The 21,812-nt window shown below is 71.0% G+C and carries 20 protein-coding genes; 8 read left to right on the top strand and 12 right to left on the bottom strand.

The features are described from left to right. Window position 1 precedes the first annotated feature (1 nt). The 7 genes from ACHAAC_RS13120 to ACHAAC_RS13150 form a co-directional block, all read right to left on the bottom strand. Entirely contained in the window at window positions 2–931 is a 930-nt protein-coding gene (locus ACHAAC_RS13120) for an ABC transporter permease (RefSeq protein WP_435716732.1), read from the bottom strand. Beyond that, complete coding sequence (locus ACHAAC_RS13125; RefSeq protein ID WP_435716733.1) at window positions 924–1,979, bottom strand: phosphate acyltransferase; 1,056 nt, start codon at window positions 1,977–1,979, stop codon at window positions 924–926. The genes ACHAAC_RS13120 and ACHAAC_RS13125 overlap by 8 nt, the downstream gene beginning before the upstream one ends. A 1-nt stretch (window position 1,980) precedes the next feature. Beyond that, window positions 1,981–3,108, bottom strand: coding sequence for an alanine dehydrogenase (gene ald / locus ACHAAC_RS13130; protein WP_435716734.1), 1,128 nt, complete (start codon window positions 3,106–3,108; stop codon window positions 1,981–1,983). A gap of 28 nt (window positions 3,109–3,136) precedes the next feature. Next, window positions 3,137–4,507, bottom strand: coding sequence for an aspartate aminotransferase family protein (locus ACHAAC_RS13135; RefSeq protein WP_435716735.1), 1,371 nt, complete (start codon window positions 4,505–4,507; stop codon window positions 3,137–3,139). 90 nt (window positions 4,508–4,597) lie between these two features. Continuing rightward, window positions 4,598–6,067: a PLP-dependent aminotransferase family protein gene (locus ACHAAC_RS13140; RefSeq protein ID WP_435716736.1), complete on the bottom strand. Its 1,470-nt coding sequence runs from the start codon at window positions 6,065–6,067 to the stop codon at window positions 4,598–4,600. A 20-nt stretch (window positions 6,068–6,087) separates the two neighbouring features. Further along, a complete protein-coding gene (locus ACHAAC_RS13145) occupies window positions 6,088–6,882 on the bottom strand; it encodes an IclR family transcriptional regulator (protein WP_435716737.1) in 795 nt (264 codons plus the stop codon). Continuing rightward, window positions 6,879–7,856 (bottom strand): phosphate acyltransferase, encoded by a 978-nt coding sequence (locus ACHAAC_RS13150; RefSeq protein ID WP_435716738.1) that lies wholly within the window; start codon window positions 7,854–7,856, stop codon window positions 6,879–6,881. Before ACHAAC_RS13150 ends, ACHAAC_RS13145 begins: the two co-directional genes overlap by 4 nt. A gap of 183 nt (window positions 7,857–8,039) precedes the next feature. Between ACHAAC_RS13150 and ACHAAC_RS13155 the strand changes: the two genes are divergently transcribed. After that, window positions 8,040–9,305 (top strand): hydroxyacid-oxoacid transhydrogenase, encoded by a 1,266-nt coding sequence (locus ACHAAC_RS13155; RefSeq protein ID WP_435716739.1) that lies wholly within the window; start codon window positions 8,040–8,042, stop codon window positions 9,303–9,305. Then, window positions 9,305–10,699, top strand: a complete 1,395-nt coding sequence (locus ACHAAC_RS13160; protein WP_435716740.1) for an MFS transporter — start codon at window positions 9,305–9,307, stop codon at window positions 10,697–10,699. Before ACHAAC_RS13155 ends, ACHAAC_RS13160 begins: the two co-directional genes overlap by 1 nt. A 126-nt stretch (window positions 10,700–10,825) precedes the next feature. Here ACHAAC_RS13160 and ACHAAC_RS13165 read toward each other — a convergent pair whose 3' ends face one another. The 3 genes from ACHAAC_RS13165 to ACHAAC_RS13175 form a co-directional block, all read right to left on the bottom strand. Continuing rightward, window positions 10,826–12,172 (bottom strand): ABC1 kinase family protein, encoded by a 1,347-nt coding sequence (locus ACHAAC_RS13165; protein WP_435716741.1) that lies wholly within the window; start codon window positions 12,170–12,172, stop codon window positions 10,826–10,828. A gap of 23 nt (window positions 12,173–12,195) precedes the next feature. Then, window positions 12,196–13,002, bottom strand: coding sequence for a hypothetical protein (locus tag ACHAAC_RS13170; protein WP_435716742.1), 807 nt, complete (start codon window positions 13,000–13,002; stop codon window positions 12,196–12,198). Between the two features lie 75 nt (window positions 13,003–13,077). Continuing rightward, window positions 13,078–13,236 (bottom strand): DUF5679 domain-containing protein, encoded by a 159-nt coding sequence (locus ACHAAC_RS13175; RefSeq protein WP_435716743.1) that lies wholly within the window; start codon window positions 13,234–13,236, stop codon window positions 13,078–13,080. Between the two features lie 408 nt (window positions 13,237–13,644). Here ACHAAC_RS13175 and ACHAAC_RS13180 point away from each other — a divergent pair, with 408 nt between their 5' ends. Further along, complete coding sequence (locus ACHAAC_RS13180; protein WP_435716744.1) at window positions 13,645–14,130, top strand: M48 metallopeptidase family protein; 486 nt, start codon at window positions 13,645–13,647, stop codon at window positions 14,128–14,130. On the opposite strand, the gene ACHAAC_RS13185 is transcribed toward ACHAAC_RS13180, so the two are convergent. Beyond that, window positions 14,087–14,662 carry an NUDIX hydrolase gene (locus ACHAAC_RS13185; protein ID WP_435716745.1) on the bottom strand — a complete coding sequence of 192 codons (576 nt, stop codon included), beginning with the start codon at window positions 14,660–14,662 and terminating at the stop codon, window positions 14,087–14,089. The genes ACHAAC_RS13180 and ACHAAC_RS13185 overlap by 44 nt on opposite strands. 4 nt (window positions 14,663–14,666) lie before the next feature. Beyond that, window positions 14,667–16,013 carry a zinc-dependent metalloprotease gene (locus tag ACHAAC_RS13190; protein ID WP_435716746.1) on the bottom strand — a complete coding sequence of 449 codons (1,347 nt, stop codon included), beginning with the start codon at window positions 16,011–16,013 and terminating at the stop codon, window positions 14,667–14,669. A 67-nt stretch (window positions 16,014–16,080) separates the two neighbouring features. On the opposite strand from ACHAAC_RS13190, the gene ACHAAC_RS13195 reads away from it, so the two are divergent. From ACHAAC_RS13195 to ACHAAC_RS13215, 5 genes are all read left to right on the top strand, one after another. Beyond that, window positions 16,081–16,506 (top strand): molybdenum cofactor biosynthesis protein MoaE, encoded by a 426-nt coding sequence (locus tag ACHAAC_RS13195; protein WP_435716747.1) that lies wholly within the window; start codon window positions 16,081–16,083, stop codon window positions 16,504–16,506. Window positions 16,507–16,556: 50 nt separating this feature from the next. Further along, on the top strand, window positions 16,557–17,657 hold the full coding sequence (locus tag ACHAAC_RS13200; RefSeq protein WP_435716748.1) for a YlbL family protein: 1,101 nt from the start codon (window positions 16,557–16,559) through the stop codon (window positions 17,655–17,657). Further along, window positions 17,648–18,193 carry a PPA1309 family protein gene (locus tag ACHAAC_RS13205; protein WP_435716749.1) on the top strand — a complete coding sequence of 182 codons (546 nt, stop codon included), beginning with the start codon at window positions 17,648–17,650 and terminating at the stop codon, window positions 18,191–18,193. Before ACHAAC_RS13200 ends, ACHAAC_RS13205 begins: the two co-directional genes overlap by 10 nt. Before the next feature lie 75 nt (window positions 18,194–18,268). Continuing rightward, window positions 18,269–21,316, top strand: a complete 3,048-nt coding sequence (locus ACHAAC_RS13210) for a UPF0182 family membrane protein (protein WP_435716750.1) — start codon at window positions 18,269–18,271, stop codon at window positions 21,314–21,316. A 10-nt stretch (window positions 21,317–21,326) separates the two neighbouring features. Further along, window positions 21,327–21,740, top strand: a complete 414-nt coding sequence (locus tag ACHAAC_RS13215; protein ID WP_435716751.1) for a hypothetical protein — start codon at window positions 21,327–21,329, stop codon at window positions 21,738–21,740. Window positions 21,741–21,812: the final 72 nt, after the last annotated feature.

The raw sequence follows: 21,812 nt of genomic DNA on the forward strand, positions 1-21,812 counted from the left end.
CTCAGGCCTTGCCCCGCCAAGGGATGAGGATCTTCTCCAGCAGCTTGATGCCGAGGTCGAGGAGGATCGCCGTCAGACCGATGACGATGATGCAGGCGATGACCAGGGCGCTGCGGTTCTGCGTTCCGCCGAGGTAGGCCAGTCCGCCGATGCCGGGGATGCCGTTGAGGATCTCGGCGGCGACGACCGTCGTCCAGGCGAAGCCGACGGCCACCCGGACTCCGGTGAAGATCTCGGGCAGGGTGGCCGGCAGCATGACGGTGCGCAGTGCCTGGGCCTTGGAGGCACCGAGCGAGAGGACGGCGTTGATCTGGTCCTCGCGGACACCGCGGACACCGCTGATGGTGGCCATCGTGACCGGCGGGAACGCGGCGAGGAAGAGCAGCCAGATCTTCGACATGTCGCCGATCCCGAACCACACGATGAGCAGGCCGACGTAGGCCAGCGGGGGGAGCGAGCGCAGGAAGTTCAGGTAGGGGTCGATGATCATGCCGACCCACTTGAAGGACGCCATGGCCAGGCCCAGGGGGATCCCGACGAGGATCGCGAGTCCCACGCCTGCCCCGATGCGCTGCAGGCTGGCGATGAGGTGCTCCCAGAGGAAGTAGTTGTACTCGCCCCTGACCTCCCGGGAGATGCCTTCGGCAACGGGGTGCGTGGTGTTGGCACGCAGGAACGCCTCCCAGACACTCCCGGGACCGGGGAAGAGGATGGGGTCCACGTCGAGGATCGCCGTGACGGCCCACCAGATGAGCACGAGGCCGATGAGCGTCGTCACGGTCAGCCCGGTGCGGGTCAGGCGGTCGCGGGTGAGGAACGTCGGCGCTGCGGATCGACCGGGTCCCCGGGAGCGTTCCGGCCGCTCGGAGGGCGCCCCGGCCGATGACCCCTCGGTCGAGGCGGTCGTCGTCTGCGTGGGGTGGTCAGCCATGAGTTCTCCTGGTTCGCTGGTCGCTCGTCCGAGCGTGCATGCCGGAATCATCCACCGTCACCGTGGTGTCCAGGGTCTGAATGGCACTGATGACGCCGACGTTGACGATGTCGTCGGGGCTGCATCCCCGCGACAGGTCGTTCAGGGGTCGTGCCAGGCCCTGCAGGATCGGCCCGAAGGCACGGGCACCCCCGAGCCGCTCGGCGATCTTGTAGCCGATGTTCCCGGCCACGAGGCTCGGGAAGATGAAGACGTTCGCGGTGCCGGCGACCTCGGAGTGGGGGGCCTTCGCGGCCGCCACGGCGGGGACGGAGGCGGCGTCGAACTGGAGCTCGCCGTCGATCGCGAGCCCGGGTCGCAGCTCGCGGGCCAGGGCCGTGGCCTCGCGGACCGCACTCACGGACGTGTGGTCGGCGCTGCCCATGGTGCTGAAGGAGAGCATCGCGACCCGCGGGACGTCACCGCTGAGCCGGGCGAAGGTCTCCGCGGTCGCCACCGCGATCATGGCGAGCTGTGCGGGATCGGGCTCGGGCACGACGGCACAGTCACCGAAGGCCAGCAGGGCACCACCTTCGGTCACCAGCAGGAACGAGCTGGACACCAGGCCGGGCTCGGCCGCGAGCCCGAGGACCCGCACGCCGGCGCGGATCACCTCCGCCGAGGCGGTGACGTTGCCGGCCACGCAGGCCTGCACCGATCCGGTCCGGAGCATCGCGGCGCCGACGTGTGCCGGGCTCTCGAGCATGGTCGTCCGCGCGTCGGCGCTGAGATCGCGGGCATCGGCCAGGTCCGTGAGCAGGTCACCCGCGGGTCCCGCGGCGACGGCGCCGAGCTCCGCGACCTCGACCCCTCGGCCGGGGGACCCGGTGCGCTCGCGCACCAGCACGACCGGCTCGATCCCGAGCTCGAGCAGACGGGGCGCCGCCTCCCACACCCGGGGGTCGTCACCGTCGGCCAGGGCGACCCGCACGGGACGTGCCTCATCTCGTCGCTCCGCCCAGCGGGCGAGGATCGGATGGTCCACGTGCGTGCTGGTCGCGTGGCTCATGTCAGGCCAGTACTCCCGCCAGCGCTTCGGACAGTGGTAGGAGCGGCATCCCGTGGGCCTGCGCCACCGGAGCGTTCGTGACCCGGCCGGCGTGCGTGTTGAGGCCGGGTGCCAGGACCGGGTCGCGGCGCAGGGCCTCGGCCCACCCGAGGTCGGCGATCCTCGTGACGTACGGCAGCGTCACGTTGGTGAGCGCGTGGGTCGAGGTCGCGGGGACGGCTCCGGGCATGTTGGCGACGCAGTAGAAGACCGAGTCGTGCACGCGGTACGTGGGATCGTCGTGCGTCGTGGGGCGGGAGTCCTCGAAGCAGCCACCCTGGTCGATGGCGATGTCGACGAGGACGCTGCCCGGCTTCATCCTGCGCACGGTGTCGTTCGTGACGAGCCGCGGTGCCCGTGCGCCCGGGACGAGGACGGCGCCGATCACGAGGTCGGCGTCGAGCACGTGTCGCTCGAGCTCGAGGGAGTTCGACACGACCGTCTTGACCCGGCCGTCGTAGCGGCGGTCGACGGCTCGCAGCTTGTCCACGTCGGTGTCGAGCACCGTGACGTCACCCCAGAGCCCGACCGCCATGGCGATGGCGTTGGTCCCGGAGACTCCGGCGCCGATGACGACCACCTTGGCGGGCGTCACCCCGGAGACCCCTCCGAGCAGCAGACCGCGACCGCCCTGGGCCTTCATGAGGGCGTGGGCCCCGGCCTGGGGTGCGAGGCATCCTGCGACCTCGCTCATCGGGAAGAGCAGCGGCAGGCCGCCACCGGGCAGCTGCACGGTCTCGTAGGCGATCGACGTCGTTCCTGCGGCGAGCAGCGCGTCGGTGCACGGTCGGGAGGCGGCCAGGTGCAGGTAGGTGAAGAGCGTCAGGTCCTCGCGAAGCCGGTGGTACTCCTGCTCCACCGGTTCCTTGACCTTCAGGACGAGGTCGGCCTCCGCCCACGTCGAGTCGGCCGTGCCGGCGATCGTCGCCCCGGCGGCCACGTACTCGGCATCGGTGATGGACGAGCCCAGGCCCGCTCCGGCCTCGACCGTCACGTCGTGGCCTCGACCGGCCAGCTCGTGGGCGCCGGCCGGGGTCAGGGCGACACGGTACTCGTGGTTCTTGACTTCCTTGGGGACGGCGATGCGCATGGTGCGTGCTCCTGGAGGGTGGGCCGGGTCAGCCGGCGACGTGGTGGTCGGCGGCGGAGAGGACGGCGTCGAGCTTGGTGAACAGGTCGGTGAGGACCTCACGATCGGCCACGAGCGGCGGCGAGATCATCAGCATCGTGGCGCCGCGATCGTCCGGCCGGGTGATCAGGTCGACGTCACGCATCGCGGCCGGCAGCACCTCTCGCACCAGCTCGGTGGCCTGTCGGTCGGTGAGCTCGCGGCCGCTGTCACGGTCGCCGGTCAGCTCCAGGCAGTAGAAGAAGCCGGTGCCGCGCCACTCCCGGACACTCGGGTGCGCCTCGGTGAGGCCGGTGAGTCCCTCCTGGAAGACCGGTTCCAGCGTGCGGACGTTCTCCAGGACGTGCTCGTCGCGCATGGCCGTGATGTTGGCGACGGCGGCGCTGGTGCTCACGGGGTGTCCACCCCAGGTGGATCCGTGCGTGAACGCGCCGGTGCGCTCGGAGGTGAGCACCGACCGTGCCAGGTCCTCGCGGATGAGCACGCCGCCGAGGGGGGCGTACCCGGAGGTCGCGCCCTTGGCGAAGGTCAGCAGGTCGGGCGTGACGCCGTACTTCGCGCTGCCGAACCAGTCGCCCAGGCGGCCGAAGGCGCAGATGACCTCGTCGGACACGAGCAGGATGCCGTACCGGTCGCAGATCGAGCGGAGCTCCTGCCAGTAGCCGGGGGGCGGGACGAGCGCACCGCGGGAGTTCTGCACCGGCTCGGCGAAGATGGCCGCGAACGTCTCGGGACCCTCGCGCTCGATGACCTCGACGATCGCCCGCAGGCTGGGCAGGTCGGCCGCGCTGCCACCCTCGGGCACCGACTCGCCGTGCGTGTGGGGGACGTGGAAGACGCCGGGCATCAGCGGGCCGAACGGCTCCCTGAACTTGGCGATGCCGGTGACGGCCAGGGCTCCGAGCGTGGTCCCGTGGTAGGACATGTCGCGCGAGATGATCTTGGTGCGGCCGGGCTCGCCCTGGCTGACGTGGTACTGCCGGGCGAGCTTGATCGCGGACTCCACGGCCTCGGACCCGGAGTTGACGAAGAAGACCGTCTCCAGGCCGTCCGGGGCCAGGCCGCTGATGAGCGTCGCGGCCTCCACCGCCGACGGGTGCGCCGCGCCCCAGTTGGTCCAGTAGGAGAGCTGGTCCATCTGCTTGGCGACGGCCGCCGGGACGTCGTGGCGCCCGTGCCCCATGTTCACGCAGAACAGGCCGGCGAGCCCGTCGAGGATGCGACGGCCGGAGTCGTCGTAGAGGTAGCAGTCGTCACCGCGGACGATCATCGGGACGGACTCCCCGTACCAGACGTCGCCGCGGGTGAAGTGGGGGAAGAGATGCTGCTGGGCGAGCGTCCTGACGTCGGTCCGGCTCATGGGGGTGACTCCTCTCGACCGTGCGGTGTTCGGTGAGTCACTACTGTGGGCCCGAGGCTGGGTCCAGACCAGAGCCAGATCAGGATGACTTTATTGGGTCCAGTTGTGCCGGCGCAAGACCGTGCTCAGCGCCCGGACGCCCGGCTCGATGGACTCCAGGTCGATGGCGGCGAACCCCAGGCGCAGGTACTCGCGATGCGCGGCGGAGTCGAGGAAGAAGACGTCACCCCGTTCGACGACCACGCCGTGGTCGAGTGCTTCGGAGGCCACGACCCGGCAGTCCAGGTCCGGGGTGCCACGGATCCAGATGCTCACCCCGCCCGGTGGCGGGTCGATGGTCGGGTCCACGTGCTCGCGCAGTGCCTCGCGCAACGCCGTCCAGCGTCGGGCCAGGTGGGTGCGTCGCCGGCGGACGGTCCGCGCGTACTGGCCGGACTCGATGAGCAGCGCCATGGCTCGCTGGACCTGGCCCACGCCGTGCCGGACCCGGTAGCGGCGGTGGCGCCGCAGCTCGGCGATCAGCTCCGGCTCGCCGACCAGGTAGCCCAGCCGCAGCCCGGGGGCCAGAAACTTGGAGAACGTGCCGAGATAGACGATGCGCTCGCTGCCGCGCAGGGCCTTCAGGGCGGGTGTCGCGCTGCCCTGGTAGCGGAACTCGCTGTCGTAGTCGTCCTCGATGATCAGGCTGTCGTGCTGGTGCGCCAGGGCCAGCAGCTGGTGGCGGCGGCCGATCGACAAGGTGACGTTGGTCGGGCTGTGGTGGCTGGGCGTGAGGTGCAGCAGGCGCATCCCGTCCAGGTGCTCGGGCGGGACGACGCCGGAGGAGTCCATCGGCATCCGGACCAGGCGCGCGCCGGCCCGCGAGAAGATGTGGCGGGCATCGGGGTAGCCCGGGTCCTCCACGCCCACGGCGTCGCCCGGGCGCACCAGCGCGTGGGCCAGCAGGTCAAGACCCTGCTGGGTGCCCTGGGTGATGAGGACCTGCTCGGGGGTCGCCTCGATGCCACGAGCGGGCAGGACGCGCAGGCAGAGCTGCTCGACCAGCGCGGGGTCGTCCTCGTCGACCCCGTCGCGCAGGCTGTAGTGCAGGTGGGGTGGCTCCAGCGCCGCGCGCAGCGCCCGGCTCCAGGCCAGCTTCGGGAACAACGAGGCGTCGACCTGGCCTGCCACGAAGGGGTACGGGTGGGTGTGCCAGTCGACGACCTTCTCGATCTCGGGCATCGCGGCGTCCGGCAGGGCGTTGAGGTGATCCGACCAGGAGACGGCTCGGGACTCGTTGCCGGCCACCGAGCCGCGACGCAGCTCACTGACCATCTCGCGGTTGAGGAACAGCCCGGAGCGTGGGACGGCGTCGATGAAGCCCTCGGACTCCAGCTCCTGGTAGGCCGCGTTCACGGTGTTGCGGGAGAGGCCGAGCTCGTGCGCGAGCTCGCGCGAGGAGGGGAGTCGTTCGGAGGGGTCCACCGCTCCCATGGCGATCTCGTGCTCGAGCGCCTCCCGCAGCTGGCGGTACAGGGGCTTCCCGGAGCCCCGCTCGATCTCGATGCGGGTGAACACCATGGCGTGGACCTACCGACCGCTCACAGCGACATCGCCCGGTTGACGGGGATCAGGCGGCTGATCTCGCGAGCCGCCTGGACCGCGATGGCACCCAGCTCGCGCTCGCGCTCGCGGGACATGCGGACGGTGGGGACCTGGATCACGACGGCCGCCTGGGCGAGCCTGTCGGCGTCCAGGATCGGTGCACCGACGCACCGGACGCCCTCGACGTTCTCCTCGGCGTCGATGCTGTAGCCGCGACGAAACGTCGAGCTCAGCTGTTGGCTCACCTTGTCGGGACTGCCCAGCGTGTGGGGGGTCAGCTTCTCCAGAGTCACCGGCAGGCTCTTGAGGTACCGGGCCGCATCGTCGGAGTAGGCGAGGATCGCCTTGCCCGACGCCGTGGTGTACAGCGGGAACCTGGCCCCCGTGCGCTGCTCGAAGCGCAGCGGCAGGGTGGACTGGACCCGCAGCATGACGACGGACTCGTCGTCGTCGCGGACGGCGAGGTTCACCGACTCCTTGGTCCGTGCGTTGACGTCCTCCAGGACCGGCAGGGCCCGGTCGAGGCCGAAGGCGCGCTGTGCGGCCTGGCCCAGCAGGACGGCAGTGCTGCCGAGGTAGTAGGCCTCGGTGATCGGGTTGCGGGCCAGCAGACCCTCGGCCAGCAGCGCCTTGACGATCCGGCTGACGGTGCCCTGCGACAGCCCCAGCACCTCCGCGAGGCGGGCGGTCGTCACCTCGCCCTCCTGGTCGGCGAAGTGCTTCAGGACCGAGACCGCTCGTTGGATGGCCTGGGTGCCATGGGGAGCCTGGGACGCCGCGCGTTGGTTCATGCCGCTGGGTCCTCCTGGTCCAGTGCCTGCACGGCGCTGATGACGGCCACGTTCACCACGTCCTCGACGTCGCAACCGCGGGAGAGGTCGTTGACCACGCGGGACAGACCCTGCAGCAGGGGGCCGTAGGACCGGGCTCCGCCAAGCCGTTCGGCGATCTTGTAGCCGATGTTCCCCGACGCCAGGTCGGGGAAGACGAACACGTTCGCCTGGCCGGCGACCGGTGAGCCCGGGGCCTTGGTGCGCGCGACGGACTCGACGAGGGCCGCGTCGAACTGCAGCTCGTGATCGATGAGCAGGTCGGGGACACGTGCACCGGCGATCTCGCGGGCACGCCGCAGGCGGTCCAGGCTCGGGTGGGTGGCGCTGCCCTTGGTGCTGAAGGAGAGCAGGGCCACCGCGGCCCGGTCGCCGGTCAGGCCGGCGAAGGTCCGCGCGCTGGAGGTGGCGATGTCGGCCAGCTGCTCGTCGGTGGGCTCGGGGATGACCCCGCAGTCGGCGAAGCAGAGCACGCGGTCGTCCCGCGTGTGCAGGATGAAGCAGCTGGAGAGGGTGGCGGTCCCCGGCTCCAGCCCGACGACGTGCAGGCCGGCCCTCAGCACGTCGGAGGTCGGCCGGTTGCTCCCCGCCACCGTCGCGTGGGCCTCGCCCCGTCGCGTCAGGCAGGCGGCGAGGTAGGTGGCGTCGTGGGCCCGGGCGTGGGCGAAGTCCTCGTCCTTGCCCCGCTCCCGGAGCACGTGGACGACCTCGCGCCCCACGTCGCTCGCCGCGAGGTCCCGGGTGCTCATCACGGAGATGCTACCGCGAGCGGAGGAGCGTTCGGTGTCGGAGAGCAGGACCGAGGCGATGCCGAGCGAGGCGAGTCGTTCGGCCGCGTCCCGCGACCGGGGGTCGTCTCCGTCGGCCAGGGCGATGCGGACGTCCCGGCCCGCGATCCGGTCGATCCAGGATTCGAGAAGTGTCGAGTTCTTCATGAAGTGTCCTCACAATGTGGTGAAGCTGACGTTATGCGCCTCACGGATCTCCATCACGTGGTGGTCAGGAAACTGGTGTCCTCGAAGGTTATTGCCGTGACCTGGTTCACAGCGTCGGAAATCTGTCGTAACGTGTCCGCCACATAGTAGTTCGATACGCCACAATGTGAAACGAGGCTAGTGATGCAATCCACGAACGAATCGGTGTTCACGTGGGCCGCCCCCCCGTTGAAGTTCGGGAACGGCGCGCTGGACGAGGTCGGGCACGAGGTGGCCGCAGCCGGTGCGAGAAGCTGCCTGATCATCACGGACGCCGGCGTGCGGGAGACCGGGATCCCGGACGAGGTCGCGGACCGCATCAACAGCGAGGGGATCAAGGCCGAGGTCTTCGACGGTGTGGCGATCGAGCCGACCGACGAGAGCATCGATGCGGCGGTCTCCTACGCGCGTCAGCAGGAGTGGGACTGCTACATCGCCATCGGTGGCGGGTCGGCGATCGACACAGCCAAGGCCGTCAACCTGCTCACCACGCACCCGGGTGAGCTCCTGGACTTCATCACGCCGCCGATCGGGCAGGGCACCGCGCCCTGGCTCCCGCTCAAGCCGCTCATCGCCATCCCGACCACCGCGGGCACCGGCTCGGAGTCGACCACCATCTGCGTGGTCGACATGCTGAGCCTGCACCTCAAGGCCGGCATCAGTCACCCGTCCCTGCGGCCGGTCCTGGCGATCGTCGACCCGGCGACGACCGTCTCCCTGCCCCCGGAGGTCACGGCTGCCAGCGGCATGGACGTGCTCTCCCACGCGCTGGAGAGCTACACGAGCGTCGCCTACGACGCCAAGCCCGCACCGGCAGATCCCCGCAAGCGCCCCGCCTTCTGCGGCGCCAACCCGATCAGCGACGTCTGGTGCGAGATGGCCCTCAAGCTCGTCGGTGCCAACCTGCGCCGTGCGGTGATGAACGGTCGCGACCTCAACGCCCGCCACCAGATGGCCCTGGCCTCCACCTACGCGGGAACCGGGTTCGGCAACGCCGGGACCCACCTGCCCCACGCCAACGCCTACCCGATCGCGGGTGCCGTCAAGGACTACCAGGCCAAGGGCTACCCCGACATGCCGATGGTCCCGCACGGCCAGGCCGTCTCCGTGACGGCGCCCCAGGTCTTCGCCTGGACCTACCCCGGCGACCCCGATCGGCACCTGCGGGCAGCCGAGCTGCTCTCGGGCCGCACGTTCACCCACACCGACGGGGCCGATGCGCTCGCGCACGTGCTCAAGGAGCTCATGGCCGACATCGGCATCCCCAGCAGCCTCAGCGACTTCGGCTACGTCGACGCGGACGTCGACACGCTCGTCGCGGGCAGCATGAAGCAGACGCGTCAGCTCTCCGTCGTGCCGCGCCCGGTCACCCCCGAGGCGCTCGCGTCGATCTACCGGGGGTCGTTCTGATGTCCGGCGATCATGCGCGCGAGGGCGCGGTGGAGCAGAACGAGCCCGGCGCGGGCGATGCCCCCACCACCGAGGTCACCCGCTCGGAGATCCGGACAGTTCTGCTCTCCTGCATCGTCGGCACGACCGTCGAGTGGTACGACTTCTTCCTCTACGGTGTCGCGGCCGGCATCGTCTTCAACCAGCTGTACTTCCCCAGCGAGGACCCGGTCGTCGGGACGCTGCTCGCCTTCGCCACCTTCGCCGTCGGATTCGTCGCGCGTCCCATCGGCGGGCTGATCTTCGGCCACATCGGGGACCGGATCGGTCGCAAGAAGACCCTCGTCATGACGATGCTCATCATGGGCTTCGCGACCTGCCTGATCGGCCTCATCCCGACGTACGAGTCGATCGGGGTGGCGGCACCGATCATCCTCATCTGCCTGCGCATCATGCAGGGGATCGCGATCGGCGGCGAGTGGGGCGGTGCGGTGCTGATGGCCGTGGAGTACGCGCCGAAGGACCGCAAGGGCATCTTCGGCAGCTTCCCGCAGATGGGACTCGCGTTCGGACTCATCCTCGGCACCGGCGTCTTCGCCCTGCTCGAGCTCGGTCTGACCGACGAGGCCTTCCTGGCCTGGGGCTGGCGCGTGGCGTTCCTGCTCAGTGCCGTGCTCGTCTTCGTGGGCCTCTACATCCGGCTCAAGGTGCTGGAGACCCCGGCCTTCCGCAAGCTCGAGGAGCGTGAGGAGAAGGCGGCCGTCCCGGCCGTCGAGCTCTTCAAGGACAAGCGCAACCGCCGGCACATCTGGCTCGGCATGGGCGCTCGGTGGATCGAGGGCGTGGCGTTCAACGCCTTCGCGGTCTTCGCGATCACCTATGGTGTCGACACCGTCGGCACCTCCCGACAGACGATGCTCGTCGCCGTCATGATCGCGGCGGTGGTGCTCGGCGTGACGATCCCGTTGGCCGGACGTCTCTCGGACCGCTTCGATCGGCGCCGGACCTACACGGTGGGCATCGCGCTCACCGCCCTGACCGCGTACCCGGTCTTCACGCTGCTGGACACGGGCAACCCGGTCGTCATCACCTTGGCGCTCGTCCTGGCGCTCGGGATCATCTACCCGATCATGTACGGGCCCGAGGCGGCGCTGTTCTCCGAGCTGTTCCCGGCCCACGTCAGGTACACCGGCATCTCGTTCGTCTACCAGTTCTCCGGGATCTTCGCGTCCGGTCTGACGCCGCTGATCCTGGTCTACCTGCTGGACCAGGGCAGCGGGACGTCGCTCGTGATCGCCTACTTCGTGGTGGTCGCCATCATCAGTGCGGTGTGCTGCATGATGATCCGGCGATCGGACCTGGAGCAGATCGAGGCGGACAGCGAGATCCCCGACCTCGTGGACCGGCCGGTCTGAGTGCAGGGGTGCGTGGGCCTCGTTCCGGGGCCCGCGCACCCCTGGAGGTTCCGCGGGTAGGGGCGCCGTTCAAGGGAGCGTTCTGCTCGTCAGGCGACCTCCCTATCCGCGGGATCTCTTAGCCGGCTACTCGGCGAACCCGGGCAGCGTGTCCTGCAGGATCGCCTTGAACGGTGCAGTGGCCTCCAGCTGGCTCAGGACGCCGATGCCACCCATCCAGACCCGGTGGATCAGCAGGTACTCCGGCGGCAGGTTGATCCGCAGCGACGTCGCCATGCCCTCCACCCCGGGCGAGCTGAGGCGCTGCATCTGGCGACGAAGCCACTCGCGGGTGAACGTGAACTCTCCCGCGACGGCGGGCTCGAAGAACGGCCCGAGGTAGGCGGCCAGGACCTCCGGCTCGATGCTGGTGCCGGGGCGCAGGAACCCCTCGGCACGCAGTCCCGCGCTGACGGCCTCGGCGTCCCCGTCGATGGCGATCCGCAGCAGGGGTCCGATGGCCGGCGGGAGGCCGTCCGGGAGCCGCGCGACGGCACCGAAGTCGACCACCCCCATGCGGCCGTCCTCCAGCACCCGGAAGTTGCCCGGGTGCGGATCCGCGTGCATGAGGCCGACGTGCTCGGGTCCCTCCAGCAGGAACCGGACGTAGTGCTCGCCGTAGTGGTCCCGCTCCTGCGTGGTGCCGCTCCTGATGATCTCGGCCAACGAGGCGCGGCTGTCCATCCACTCCGTCACGAGCGTCTGGGAGCTGGCGTGCACGACGGCCGGCACGCTGACCACCGGATGGTCGACGTAGGCGGCATGGAAGACCCGCTGGGACGCGGCCTCCAGCTCGTAGTCGAGCTCCTCGGCGACCCGCTCCTGCAGCTCGGCGATGAGTGGCTTGACGTCGAGGCCCGGTGCGAGCACGCCGAACAGCCGTGAGAGGCGGGCCAGCTGGCGCAGGTCGGACTGCAGTGCCTTGGCCGCCCCCGGGTACTGGATCTTGACGGCCACCTCGCGGCCGTCGTGCCACCGGCCGCGGTGCACCTGCCCGATGGAGGCAGCGGCTGCCGGGGTGTCCTCGAGCTCGACCAGCAGGTCGCGCCAGTCGTCGCCGAGCTCTCGGGCCAGGACCCGGTGCACGACGGCCGGGGGCATCGGGGGAGCGGCATCCTGCAGCTTGGTGAGGGTCTCGCGGTACGGCCCGGCGATCTCGTCGGGGAGCGCCGCCTCGAAGATGCTCATGGCCTGCCCGAACTTCATCGCACCGCCCTTGAGCTGGCCGAGGACGCTGAAGATCTGCTCGGCAGTGCGCCGTTGCACCTCGGTCATCACGGCATCGGCCGGCGCTCCGCCGATTCGCCGGCCGACGCCGAGCGCCGTGCGCCCTGCGAATCCGACGGGAAGCGAGGCGAGGCGGGCCCCGCGGCCGATGGCCGAGGCGGGCAACGAGCGATCCCTTCGGCGCGACTCGCGACCCTCGTCCTCCATGGGCTCAGGGTACGCGCAGGCCCTCATCGGGGCCGGTCGAGCAACCAGCATCCACACCGGTGGTGGAAGGCGAGTGGTTCACGCCGGGGCGGTCCGCCTGCCGGACCGTGCAGGACGGTGCCCCCGGCGGTGGACGGTCGCCGGTCCCGGGCGACGTCCCAGACCTCGCGGGCGGCCGCCGCGGCGACGGACCACACGGTGCTGGCGTGCAGGCGCGTCGGACCGGTCGCGAGGTGGTGGCCCTCCAGCTGGGCCAGGACGGCCGGCCACGCCGGGTCCCGCTCGCCGCGAGCGAGGTCCAGGCATGACACGCACGGGCTGAGTCCGGGCACGACGAGGGGGCCGACCCTCACACCGGTCTCGAGCACGGTGACCAGCAGGTGTGGCAGGCGTGCGGTGACCAGCGGCTCGAGCAGGCTGCGCGCCGGCTCCCTCCCGGTGACGTGCACGACGAGCCCGGGTCCGGACGGGCCGGCCGGCGCGAGCGCGAGGCCGTCGACGACCGTCCTGGTGGCGGCGGCCAGGTCGCGGGCGGACCGGTCGGCGCGCACGGCGACGTCCAGGCGCGGGCGGTGGCGTGGCCGGTTGGCGTCGATGAGGGCCCCGCGGGCCAGCAGGTCGTCGACCACCGCGAGCACGTCGGGCGCGATGCAGGGGTCGGCCAGCTCTGCCAGGCCCTGCGTGGAACGGATCCCGTCGACCATCCGCAGGAGCTCCAGCAGGCCGGGCCGGTCAGGGACGACCAAGCCGGGATCGATGCCGATCCGCAGGCGTCGGGCGTCGTGGCGCACCACGACGGTTCCCGGGGCGAGGCAGGGGCGGACGGCCATCCCTGCATGGTGGTGGCCACGGGCACGCCTGACGAGCCGTTCGTCCACAGGGACGGCGGCGCGCGGCGCGCAGGATCAGGCGCGTCCGAGGATCCGGTTCAGCCTGGTGCCGCACTCCGGACAGGTCCCCTTGGCCATCCGGGTGCCCTTGTCGCTCACCTGCACCTCGCCGGAGGCCTCGCGCTTGTCCTTGCACTTCACGCAGTAGAACTCGCCGCTCCAGGTCTCTGCCATGGTGCCTCCCAGTGTGTGTCGTCGATCACACCCACGATAGGCCCTGTGCGCTCGGCACGGGTGGCGAACGTCGCGGCACGCCGGCACGAAGTGCGGGCCCCCGGCCGGGTCAGCCTTCCCCTGCGGACCTCGGCCGGGAGCCCGGCGACGTCACGGTAGGGGAGCGGTGCAGGCAGCGTCAACACCGGAGCGCCCATGGTTGTCCACGCCTGTGGACAACCATGGGGACATCGTGTGCGAATCGCCGAAGGGCCGTGTGGACACTCGGTGGACGGCCGGTGGACCCGCCGCTGGGGGTGGGGCGCAGGCCCCCGCTGACCTGCGGCGACGTCCCGCCGATCCCTGGTGTCCCGCTGGATGGCATGCGGGCTCCGGAGGGTGTCCGAGGGGCGGACTAGATTGGCCCCCATGGAGGTCGAGATCCGGCGCAGCACTCGCCGCAAGCGCAACATCACCGCTCGCCGCGAGGAGGGCCGCACCGTCATCCTCATGCCGGCGCACCTCTCGCAGGAGGAGGAGCAGCGTCACGTCACCGCGCTCGTGGCCAGGCTGGACGCCAAGGACCGCCGCCGGCACCCCGGCGACGACGAGCTCCTCGCACGGGCCGAGCAGCTGTCGCAGACCTACCTCGAGGGGTTCGCCGACCCCGCGTCGGTGCGCTGGGTGGCCAACCAGACCCGACGCTGGGGATCCTGCACGTCGGTGGATCGGACCATCCGCATCTCCGACCGGCTCGTCGGCATGCCGCCCTGGGTCCTGGACGCCGTGCTCGTGCACGAGCTCGCCCACCTCATCGAGTCCAACCACGGGCCGCGCTTCCAGGCGTTGGTGGAGCGGTACCCCCACCACCTCAGGGCGAAGGGATTCCTCGAAGGCGTGTCGTGGCAGCGGTGACGAGGCGACGCACGTCGTCGTCGGTCTCGGCGGGCAGCTGACTCGTGGTGAACCACGCGGCATGGTCCTCGCCCGGGGCGCGGACCGGGAAGCTCCCGGCCGGGGCGATGGCCATGAACTGCACGTCGAGGTGGTGCGCCGGCTGCACCGGTCCGCAGAACGGCACCTCATGACGTGAGAGCCGCAACGGCTCCGGGTCGATCACGAGCTCCGGGATGCCGGACTCCTCCGTGGCCTCGCGCAGCGCCGCTCCGGCCAGGCTGACGTCCAGGGGCTCGCAGTGGCCGCCGGTCTGCAACCACAACCCGGCCTTGCGGTGCCGCACGAGCAGGACTCGCTCGTCGTGATCGACGATCAGCGCACTGCTGGTCAGGTGGTCGGGTCGACAGCTGCGCCACATCGCGTCCGGCCGGGCACGGAGGTGGGCGAGGTAGGTCTCGCGCAGCCTCTCCTGGTCCGGGTCGGGAGCGGCCCAGCGCGCGAGGAGGATCCGAGCGTCCCCGTGCAGCACGGGTTCGGAGGAGCCGGCCACCGCCTCAGCGGTCGGCGTCCGGCGTGGACCCGTCCTCGTCGGGCTCCTCGGTCGCGGCGGACGAGTCGCCCTCGGAGAGCAGCTCGTCCAGTGCGGCGTCGAAGTCGGGGTCGGCGGGGGTGGTCGCCTCGTCGGAGGAGAAGCCGAGCGGGTCGTCGAGATCCGCGCGGGTGGGCATCAGGTCCGGGTGGCTCCACACGGCGTCGCGGGCCTCGGGGCCCTTGCGGTCGCGCAGGGCCGCCCACAGGGTGGTGGCGTCGCGCATGCGACGCGGCCGCAGCTCCAGGCCCACGAGCGAGGCGAACGTCTGCTCCGCGGGCCCGCCGGTCGCCCGGCGACGGCGGACCGCCTCGGCGAGGGCGGCGGCGGCGGGCATGGTCTCGCGCGTGGCCTCGGCCACGACGTCGTCGACCCAGCCCTCGATGAACGCGAGCAGGGTCTCCAGACGGTCCAGGGCCACCTGCTGCTCCGGCGTGCGCTCGGGCTCGAACATGCCGCCCTGCATCGCCTCGGCGATCTGCTCCGGGCGGGAGGGGTCGAGGTCACGGACCTGGGACTCGATGGCCGAGAGGTCGATGCGGGTGCCGCGGCCGTACTCCTCGATCGTGCTGACGAGGGCTGAGCGCAGCCACGAGGCGTGGGCGAAGAGCCGGTGATGGGCGCACTCGCGCAGCGTCACGTAGAGCAGGACGTCCGCGGGGCTGTGCTCCAGGCCGTCGCCGAAGGCCTCGACGTTCTGGGGCAGGACCGCGGCCACGGGGTTGGCGGTGAGCGGGATGCCCACGTCGGTGGAGGACACCACCTCGGCGGCCAGCGCGGCCAGCGCCTGTCCGACCTGCTGGGCGAACATGGCGCTGCCCGCCTGGTTGAGCATCCCGATGAGCGGACCGGCCATGGCGCGGGCCTCGTCCGGGATGGCCTCGCCCATGGCGCCCACGACCGAGTCGGCGATGGGCTCGATGAGCTGCTGCCAGGTGCCCGCGGTGGCCTCGACCCACTCCGCGCGGCTCCACGCCGCGGAGGTGGTGGCGCCGGGGGGAAGATCGGTGGCGCGGTCCAGCCAGGTCTCGGCCAGCTGCACGGCATCGGCCACCGCTCCCTGCTGGCCCGCGTGCGGCGTCGGGTCGGCGGTGGCGGCGAGCGCCTTGCGAGCGGTCTCCCGCACGACGTCGAAGCTCACCGATCCGTCTTGCGCCCCGCTGAACATCTGCTGCATCTGACCGAACAGCGCGCTGAGGTCCGGCGCCTGGCCGCTCGGCCCGCCCATCGCGTTGAAGAGCGGTTCCATGGGCGTGCCCGCGAACGGGTTCTCCCGGGGGTCGGGCTCGTCGGGGTTCCGGTCATCAGGCATGGCACCAGCCTAGCGACCCCGAGCCAGCAGAGCGTCGGGCGCGAGGGCGTCGGCCTAGGGTGGGCGCATGGAGACGGTGCGGCTGACGGACGTCCGGGACGAGGCGCTGAGCCTGGACGAGGTCTTCGACGCCGTCCGCGACGACGGTGCCGGAGCGGTGGTGCTCTTCACCGGCGTCGTCCGCGACCACGACGGTGGGCGGGACGTGCAGGCGCTGGCGTACTCCGGCCACCCCACGGCAGCCGCGCAGCTGCGCCGGGTGGCCGAGCGGATCGCCGAGCAGGAGGAGGTGACCGCCCTCGCGGCCGTCCACCGCGTCGGGGACCTCGCGATCGGCGACCTGGCGGTCGTCGTGGCTGCCTCGGCCGCGCACCGCGACGCAGCGTTCACGGCCGGGCGCCGGCTCATCGACGAGCTCAAGTCCGAGGTGCCGATCTGGAAGCACCAGGCCTTCGCGTCCGGTGAGCCGGAGTGGGTCCACCCCGGCCCGTGAGCCGCTGACCTCGATCGGCCGTGGTTGTCGTAGTTCTCTAGGCTGTCGGTGTGTCCGACCCCACCCCGCCGGCGCGTTCCGACGGCGACGTCTCACGGCTGAGTCGCGGCTACGTCGCGATCATCGTGGCCGCCGTCAGCTTCGTGGCACTCACGTGCGTTGCCTTCCTCGTGCCGGTCCCCTACGTGACCATGCGTCCGGGACCCGCGTTCGACACGCTCGGGGAGATCGACGGCTCGCCGATGTTCACCTTCGGGGAGGACGTCCAGACCTACGACACCGAGGGGGTGCTGGACTTCACGACGGTCTCGGTCACCCGGGCCAACGGTCGTGTCTTCCTGGCCGACGCCGTCGGCGCCTACTTCTCGCGCGACGTCGCCGTCGTCCCGCGTGACGTCGTCTATCCCGACGGTGAGTCCGCCGATGAGTCCCGCGAGCAGGGCGCGGCCCAGCTCACCAGCTCCAAGGACTCCTCGCGGGCCGCCGGGCTGCGCGCAGCAGGGTTCGAGGTCCCCGAGACACCCCAGGTCGTCGACGTGGTCGAGGACGGTGCCTCCGCCGACCTGCTGGAGCCCGAGGACCTCATCCTGACGGCCGAGGGTGAGGACGTGCAGACCTCCACCGACGTCGTGGACGCGATCGGCGCGGTGACGCCCGGCGACGAGGTCACCCTCCGGATCTCCCGCGACGGCGAGGAGCGCAGCGTCGACCTCACCACCCAGCCCTCGCCGGACGACCCCGAGCGCCCCCTGATCGGGATCACCATCGGCACCGCCTACGACTTCCCGGTCGAGATCGAGAACAACCTCGGCGATCAGGTCGGCGGCCCGAGCGCAGGATCGATGTTCGCCCTCGCCATCTATGACCGGCTGACCCCCGGCCCCCTCACCGGCGGCCTGACCGTCGCCGGCACGGGCGAGGTCGCCGGCGACGGCACGGTCGGGCAGATCGGCGGCATCCGGCAGAAGATGGCCGGAGCCGCGGCCGACGGGGCCACGGTCTTCCTCGTCCCGGCCGAGAACTGCGCCGAGGCGAGCCGCGGCGACGACCACGACATGACCCTGGTCAGCGTGGAGGACCTCGACGATGCCATCGAGGCGCTCGAGACGTTGGCCGACGACCCCGAGGCGACGGTGCCCACATGTCGGTAGATCCACCGCTGGACGCGCTGCACCCGACGACGCCGCTGCGGGACGTGGCGCTGGAGATCGAGTCCCACGTCGGTGAGGACGGCTGGGACCAGCACCCTCGTCTGTACGCCCTCGTCCCCACGGCGCAGCTGCTGGAGCACGAGCCCGCCCTCGCCGAGGAGCTGGGGGCCCAGCTGGAGGCCGCGCCCGACGGGCTGACCCCCGTCGAGCAGGACTCGCTGCCCCGTGATCGCGGGCTGGAGGAGCTGCTGGAGGCCATCGAGTGGCCCGAGGCCGTCAGCGGCTGCGCCGTCGTGGTGGAGCGGGTCATGCTTCCTCCCGACGCCGAGGAGGACCTGCCCGACGACCCCGAGGCGCTGCGTGCGGCCGTGACCGAGCACCCACTGCGGCGCGAGGTGCGCATCGTCGCGGCCGTGACCCGGGCCGGCGCCCGGCACAGCACCGTCCGGGCACGGGGCGCCGACGATTCATCGCTGCTGGAGGGACCGGACCTCGTCCCGAGCCTGCTCGACCACCTCCACCGGACCCTGACATAGGCTCATGTCCCACCCCGCCCACCCCCGCCGAGCCCACACCCGTTCGGCCCAGCCCAGCCCCGCACCAGGAGCACCGTGAGCGACATCTTCGGAACCCCCCGCCAGCAACCCGAGCCCCCGTCCCGGGGTGGTGGAGGTGGCGTCGACAGGCGTCGTCGCGTGCTCGTGCCCACGCTGGTCACGTTGGCGATCCTGCTCTTCCTGGGCTCGATCTTCACCAACGTGTACACCGAGCGGCTCTGGTTCCGCTCCGTCGACTACGCGCAGGTCTGGAACACCGTGATCCTGAGCCGGGTGGGGCTCTTCCTCGTGCTGGGGCTCGCCTTCGGTGCCTTCGCGGCGGTCAACCTCTACCTGGCGTATCGCTTCCGTCCCGTGTCCGTGCCGATGGCCACCCGGGCCGATCCCGCGGCACGCTACCGACAGGCGCTCTCGCCGATCCTCAAGCCGGCCTTCGCCGTGGTCGCCCTGCTGCTCACGATCTTCGCCGGTGCCGTGGCCTCCGGCCGGTGGGAGACCTTCCAGCTGTGGCGCAACGGCACCCCCTTCGGCCAGGAGGACGCCCACTTCGGGCGTGACATCGGGTTCTTCGTCTTCGACTACCCGTGGCTGCGCTTCCTGGCGTCGTACTCCTTCGCCGCCGTGGTGGTGACGGTGCTGCTGGTGGCGTTCGTGCTCTACGTGTACGGCGGCATCAGCCTGCGGGGCCGTGGGCTGAAGTTCACCCGCGCCGCCCAGGTCCACGTCTCGGTCCTGATCGGCGTCGGCGTGCTGCTGCGCGCCTTCTCCTACTGGCTCGATCGCTACGGCCTGGCGATCGACGCCTCCGGGCTGTTCCACGGCATCGGCTACACCGATGCCAACGCCCGCATCCCGGCCAACAACATCCTGATCGGCGTCGCGATCCTGTGCGCGGTGCTGTTCTTCGCCACGGCTGCCATCCGCTCCTGGGTGCTCCCGGGCATCGGGCTCGGCCTGCTGCTGCTGACCTCCATCCTCATCGGGGGCATCTGGCCCACCGTCATGCAGTCCTTCCAGGTCCGCCCCTCCGAGCCGGACCGTGAGGGCCCCTACCTCGAGCGCAACATCGAGGCGACGAGGGACGCCTACGGCGTGGCCGACGTCGAGACCGAGAACTACACGGCCACGACGACCCTGACGCCGGGCGAGCTCAATGAGTCCGCCGAGTCCCGCGTCAACACGCGTCTGCTGGACCCGACCCTCATCTCACCGGCCTTCCAGCAGCTGCAGCAGGTGCGTGGCTACTACACCGTGCCCGAGACGCTCGACGTCGGTCGCTACCAGCTCGACGACGACCCGCAGCCGCAGGACGTCATCATCGCCGCTCGCGAGCTCGCCCTCGACGGCCTGCAGCCCAACCAGCGCAACTGGACCAACGACCACACGGTCTACACCCACGGGTACGGCATCATCGCGGCCCGCGGCAACCAGCGCGGCGCTCAGGGCGAGCCCGTGTGGGTGCAGCGGGACATTCCGTCGACGGGTGAGGAGGCCTTCAACACCACCCGGCCGCCACGGATCTACTACGGCGAGAACTCACCGTCGTACTCCATCGTGGGACGTCCCGAGGGCGCTGCCCCGGTCGAGGTCGACATCCCCCGGGGTGGTGCGGCGGGCGAGGAGCCCGACCCCGAGGTCGTGCCCGACCCCGAGGCCGAGGTCGACCCGGACGCGGACCCGAACGCCGAGGTCGATCCGGACGCCGAGGCGACCCCCGAGCCCGAGCCAGAGGGCGAGGGCGAGGGCGACGAGAACGTCACCCAGAACACCTATGACGGTGAGGGCGGCGTCGACGTCGACAACCTCTTCCGCAAGGTGCTCTACGGCTTCAAGTTCGCCGAGCCCAACATCGTGCTGTCCAACCGCGTCAACTCCGAGTCCAAGATCCTCTACGACCGCAACCCCCGCCAGCGGGTGGAGAAGGTCGCCCCGTGGCTGACCGTGGACGGCGACGTCTTCCCGGCCGTCGTGGACGGCAACGTCGTGTGGATCGTCGACGGCTACACCACGAGCGACGCGTACCCGTACTCCGAGCACCGCTCGCTGCGCGACGCCACGGCGGACACGCTCACCCAGGGGCCGGCCCAGGCGGCCCTGCCGACCGACCAGGTCAACTACATGCGCAACTCGGTCAAGGCGGTCGTCGACGCCTACGACGGCACGGTCGAGCTCTACGAGTGGGACACCGAGGACCCGGTGCTGGAGACCTGGCAGAAGGTCTTCCCCGGCGTCGTCAAGGACAAGGACGAGATCAGCGAGGGGCTCATGGAGCACCTGCGCTACCCCGTCGACCTGTTCAAGGTCCAGCGCGACGTCCTCACCCGCTACCACGTGACGGACGCCCAGACGTTCTACGAGGACGGCGAGCGCTGGCGGGTCCCCGAGGACCCGGCCGGCCAGGACACCACGCTGCAGCCGCCGTACTTCCTGTCCGTTGCACGACCCGGCCAGGAGACGCCGGCCTTCTCGCTGACCAGCGTCTACACGCCGGAGAGCCGGCAGAACCTGGCGTCGTTCATGTCGGTGAACTCCGAGGCGACGGACGAGGACTACGGGACGATGCAGATCCTGGAGCTCCCGAGCGAGACCCAGGTTCCCGGTCCGAGCCAGATCGCCAACCAGTTCAGCTCCGACCGAGGCGTGACCCAGGCGCTGCTGCAGTTCCGTCAGTCTGACGCGACGGTGCTCAACGGCAACCTCCTGACCCTGCCGGTGGGTGATGCGCTGCTGTACGTGCAGCCGGTCTACATCCGACGCACGGCACAGGACGGCTCCTATCCGTTGCTGCAGTTCGTCGCCGCCTCCTTCGGTGACGAGGTCGGGTTCGGGCAGACGTTGGACGAGGCACTGAACGTGGCCCTCGGGCTGGAGGAGGGCTCCGTGCCCGATGCCGAGGAAGGGGTCGACCCCGAGGAGGGAGACGCCGGAGGCGAGCCGGCCGATCAGACCACGAGCGAGTACCTCGAGGACGCCTCGCAGTTCTACAGCCAGGCGCAGGACGCCCTCGAGGAGGGCGACCTCGCGGAGTACCAGAGCCGCATCGACCAGATGAACGGCGCGCTCGAGGACGCCCAGGACGCGCTCGGACCGGACGAGGAGTGAGGCGGTCGTCGTGGGCTGGCGGGGGGTCGCGGGCCTGGTGGTGATGATCGTCGCCACCACGGGCTGCGGCGGTCCTGCCGACCGCGACGACGGCAGTCCGTCCGCCACGACGCCGTCCCCGTCTCCGTCCGGGGCGGTGCCGTCGTCCGGGGGTGAGCGCCCGGACCCCACGCTCAAGCCCTCGGCGCCCTCCACGCAGGTGCGTCTGAGCGGGGTCGTGCGTCGCAGCCCCGAGGAGCGCAGCATCGTGCTCGAGGCGCGAGCCGGTGCCGGGCGATCCGCACGGACCTGGGTGCTCATCGGTGCTGTCGGCGGCCTGGTGGACGGCGCGGAGGTCACCGTCGTGGGTCGGCCCGACCCGGGTGCCACGACCACGGGCCAGCGTGGGCCGGTCTTCGTGGTCGATCAGGTCGAGGTGCGCTGACCTTCCTCCTGCTGCTGCACGCATGACGGCGGCCCGCCCCCTGCTGGGGACGGGCCGCCGGTCCGTGGTGCG

Origin of the sequence: Aeromicrobium sp. CF4.19, assembly GCF_051262555.1 — a bacterium.
GTDB lineage: Bacteria > Actinomycetota > Actinomycetes > Propionibacteriales > Nocardioidaceae > Aeromicrobium.